At 66.8% G+C, this 4,179-nt stretch carries 4 protein-coding genes; all 4 read left to right on the forward strand.

The window, feature by feature from the left end:
- Nucleotides 1-848, forward strand: an 848-nt coding sequence (locus JHC81_RS13925; RefSeq protein WP_292175673.1) for a YfbK domain-containing protein, incomplete at its 5' end; no start/stop codon positions are given.
- Nucleotides 849-915: 67 nt separating this feature from the next.
- Nucleotides 916-1,323 carry a CBS domain-containing protein gene (locus tag JHC81_RS13930; protein WP_292175674.1) on the forward strand — a complete coding sequence of 136 codons (408 nt, stop codon included), beginning with the start codon at nt 916-918 and terminating at the stop codon, nt 1,321-1,323.
- A gap of 79 nt (nt 1,324-1,402) precedes the next feature.
- Nucleotides 1,403-1,981: a hypothetical protein gene (locus JHC81_RS13935; protein ID WP_292175675.1), complete on the forward strand. Its 579-nt coding sequence runs from the start codon at nt 1,403-1,405 to the stop codon at nt 1,979-1,981.
- Between the two features lie 91 nt (nt 1,982-2,072).
- Nucleotides 2,073-4,179, forward strand: a 2,107-nt coding sequence (locus JHC81_RS13940; protein WP_292175676.1) for a histidine kinase dimerization/phospho-acceptor domain-containing protein, incomplete at its 3' end; no start/stop codon positions are given.

Below are 4,179 nucleotides of genomic sequence, written 5' to 3' on the forward strand. Positions count from 1 at the left end.
AGCAGGCCGAGGCCGCCTTCGGGCGCGACAAGGTCAACCGCATCCTGATGTTCACCGACGGCGACTTCAACGTGGGCCAGACCGACAACCAGCGGCTGGAGGATTATGTCGCCGCCAAGCGGGAGACCGGCATCTATCTGTCGGTCTATGGCTTCGGGCGCGGCAACTATCAGGACGTGCGGATGCAGGCGATCAGCCAGGCCGGCAATGGCACCGCCGCCTATGTCGACAACCTGAACGAGGCGCGTCGTCTGTTTGGCCCGGCCTTCGACAAGGGGGCCTTTCCCATCGCCGACGACGTCAAGATTCAGGTGGAGTTCAACCCTGCCCGCGTCAGCGAATACCGGCTGATCGGCTATGAGACCCGGCTGCTGAACGAGGAAGACTTCAACAACGACCGCATCGACGCGGGCGAGGTCGGGTCGGGGGCGTCGGTCACGGCCCTGTACGAGATCACCCCCGTGGGCGGCCCCAGCCAGATTCCAGAGCGCAGGTATCCCTCCAACCGCTCCATCGGCGTGGGCGGCGGCGATCCGGACGGCGAGGTCGGCTTCGTCCAGGTGCGGTTCAAGCCGCCCGGTGGCGACACCTCGCGCCTGATCCAGCGCGTGCTGTCCAACAGCGGCAATGCTGCGGGCTCGGCACCGGAGAGCACCCGCTGGGCCCTGGCGGTCGCCGCCTTCGGCCAGAAGCTGCGCGACGATCCGTGGATGGACGCCGGCTACGGCTGGGACGCCGTCCTTGACCAGGCACAGGGTGCGCGCGGCGACGACCCGTATGGAGAGCGGGCCGCGTTTGTTCAGATGGTGCGGGCGGCGCAGGGGCTACCGGCTCAGACCCGGCCCTGATCGCGCGGCGGGAACTCCGGTCCACGGCAAGGGTTCTGGCAGCATCGCAACCGCTGGAGAGCTCTCGATGAAAGTCCGTGACGTGATGAGCAAGGACGTCCAGGTCGCACGGCCGACCGACACGCTGCACGAGGTCGCCGTGCGCATGAAGGATGGCAATTTCGGCTTCATGCCCGTGGCCGACGGCGATCAGCTGATCGGGACGATTACCGACCGCGATATCGTGGTGCGCGGCCTGGCTTCGGGGGCGGAGACGACCTCCACCGTGCTGGAATGCCTGTCGCGCGACGCGATGACGGCGCGGGCGGACGACGATCTGAAGACCGTGCTGGACGCCATGGCCAGCCGCCAGATCCGCCGCCTGCCGGTGCTGGACAAGAACGGGCGTCTGGTCGGCGTAGTGTCGCTGGGCGACCTGTCGACGCGGGTCAAGGAGCGGTACGCAGGCGAGGCGCTGGAGTCGATTTCACGCTGAAGATCGTCGTCTTAACCTTTTTGCGGAACCGTGTGTTCACGGCTGGACGCCACCCTGTGTGTTCAACAGGGATGAGACCATGGCGCTCGCACAGTTTCAAAAGGGCCAGACCGTCTGGGTAAAGTGCGTCGGAGCCTGGGCCGAGATCGAAAAGGTCAAGCCGGTCTGGGCCAAGGGCTTCTCCGAGCCGATTCGCGTGACCTATGAGGTTGGGTTGGGACGCGAGTTTCAGGCCAATGAGCTGTTCGTTCCCACCGAGGACGCCTCATCGGCCAACATGGGTCTGTGGCGGCTGATGCGGGTGCGCAACAAATGGCAGCAGCCCGAGGATTGCACCCATCACCCCTTCCCAGGGACCTATCCCGTGGTGGTCACAGACCGCATGGACTGGGGCGGCTGGCGCGTGCCCGGCGCGGAATACGACCGCGACCCGGACCATATCGAGTTCCAGGCGCGACTGATCGCGGCGGCCCCCAAGCTGATGGTCATCGCCTCGCAACTGGTCGAGGCCGTCGATCAGGACCCCGACGATGCGCCACCTGAAATGGTGCAACTGGCCCGACAGGCGCGCAGCCTGCTGCAGTCGATCACCGACGTTCTGGCCCGCCCGAAGGTCAAGCCGGCGCGGCGCGAGTCTTCTGAGTCACAGGCCGCCTGAAAGCGTTGAGGATCGGTAAACCAGTCCTCGACACGAATCCGCGACGCAGCCTAGATTCCGGCTCTGGTGATTTGGGCTGGGGGATCAACGCTTGCGGAGCACAGAGCGCCGCATAACCGCCGAGGGGCGTCGGGCGACCGACCGTCGTGACGGCGCTCCCGCCTGGTTGCGGGTCGGGATACTGGCGCTCGTGCTGGTCATCGCCCTGGGCATGCTGCTGTTCACGCGCGAAGTCGCTCAGCCCGGCGCGGAGACCGACAGCCTGCGTCTCGAGGCCGTGGACCGCGAGGCGCGCATCCTGGCGCTGGAGGTCGAGCGGCTGATCGCGCCGGTACAGGCGGCCGGCCGGGCCGCAATCCGCTCCGGCACATCCGACGCCCAGATCGTCGCCCAGGCGCGCGCGGCGGCTCCGGACGCCAGCTTCGCCATCGTCGCGCCATCCGGCCGCGTCGGGGCCACCGCAGGAGATCGAGCAGAGGCTTTCGTTGCGTCCGAGATCAGTCCTGCCCTGGCCAGTGACCGGCAGCATCTGCTCATACCGCGCGATCTGACGGATGGCCGTCGGTTGGTCGGGCGCGTTCCGCTGCCGTCGCTGCAGCCGCGCGACGGGGCGCAACTGTGGCTGCTGGCTGGGCCGACGACGGTCGTGACGACGTCGGCGCAGGACCTGAACGGTCTGGGCCTGGCCGTTCGACCGATCCGCGCAGACGGGCAGGCCGATCAACTGAAAATCGACGCCAGGAGCGTGCGGCGGATGGCCCTGCCGATTGCGGACACCGACCTGATCGCCGTGGCCACGACCGGTGCAACTGGGGGGGCGCTGGGCTGGTTCAGCGACGGCTGGATTCTCATCATTCCCGCCGGATTGGGGCTGGCCGTTATCGGCCTGGTCCTGCTGGTCGAGCGCAAGCAACAGAGCATCAGTAAGGCCTGGGCGGCGTCGGAACAGCGGTTCCGCGGTGCGGTCGAGGCGGCGCGATGCGGCGTCTGGGAATGGGATACCGAGGCCGAGGTCATCACCATCTCGGACTTCATGGCCGGACTGCTGGGGCTCGAAGAGGGCGGCTCCCTGCCCGTCAAGACGGTGTTGGCCAGGATCCATCACACCTACCACGACGCTGTGCTGCACGCCCTGCAACAGGCCCAGATGTTCGGGACCTTCGAGGTCAGCTTTCCCGTGCCCGACGCCAAGGGCAAGGCCCGCTGGATCGACGCGCGAGGCCAGGCGCGGGGCGAGCGCGGCGAGGCGGGCTTTACCAGCGTGCTGGGTATCGCTCTGGACACGACCGAGGCCCGGCGTTCGAAGGCCCAGGCCCAGGCGGCGGAGATGCGTCTGCGCGACGGTATCGAGAGCGTGTCCGACGCTTTTGTCCTGTTTGACCGTAGCGGCCGACTGATCCTGTCGAACCAGGCCTTTCAGGAGACCTTCGACTTCGGCGAGGGGGTCCTGCGACGCGGTGCGTTCAAGCAGGATCTGAACCAGATCGCCGCCCTGGCCATCAAGTCGGACCAGCCCGCCACCGGTGGCCGCGAGGGTGCGCGCGAGATCGAACTGAATGACGGGCGCTGGCTGCAGCTGATCGAACGCCAGACCTCCGACGGGGGCTCGGTCGTCACGGCGGCCGACATCACTGCCATCAAGCTGAAGGAGGCCGAGCGCCAACGCGCCACGGAGGCCTTGCACACCACCATCACCGAGCTGGAAGACCGCGAGGACAAGCTGCGCTTGCTGGCCCGCAAGTACGAAGTCGCCATGACTCGCGCCGAGGCCGCCAACCAGGCCAAGTCCGAATTCCTGGCCAACATGAGCCACGAGCTGCGCACGCCGCTGAATGCCATCAACGGCTTCTCCGAGATCATGGCCAATGAGATGTTCGGACCTCTGGGCCACGCCAAATACAAGGGCTATGCCGCCGACATCCTGAAGTCGGGCCAGCATCTGCTGAGCCTGATCAACGACGTTCTGGACATGGCCAAGATCGAGGCCGGCAAGGTCACCCTGCACTATGAGCGGGTGTCGCTGAAGGAGGTTGCGACCGACGCGGCCCTGCTTATGCGCGGCAAGATCGAGGAGGCGGGGCTGAAGCTGATTATCGACGCGCCGGAGCTGCCGACCATTGAGGCGGATCAGCGGGCGCTGAAGCAGGTCATGCTGAACCTGATTTCCAACGCCGTGAAGTTCACGCCCGAGGGTGGCG

Origin of the sequence: Brevundimonas sp. (assembly GCF_016463295.1) — a bacterium.
Classification (GTDB): domain Bacteria; phylum Pseudomonadota; class Alphaproteobacteria; order Caulobacterales; family Caulobacteraceae; genus Brevundimonas.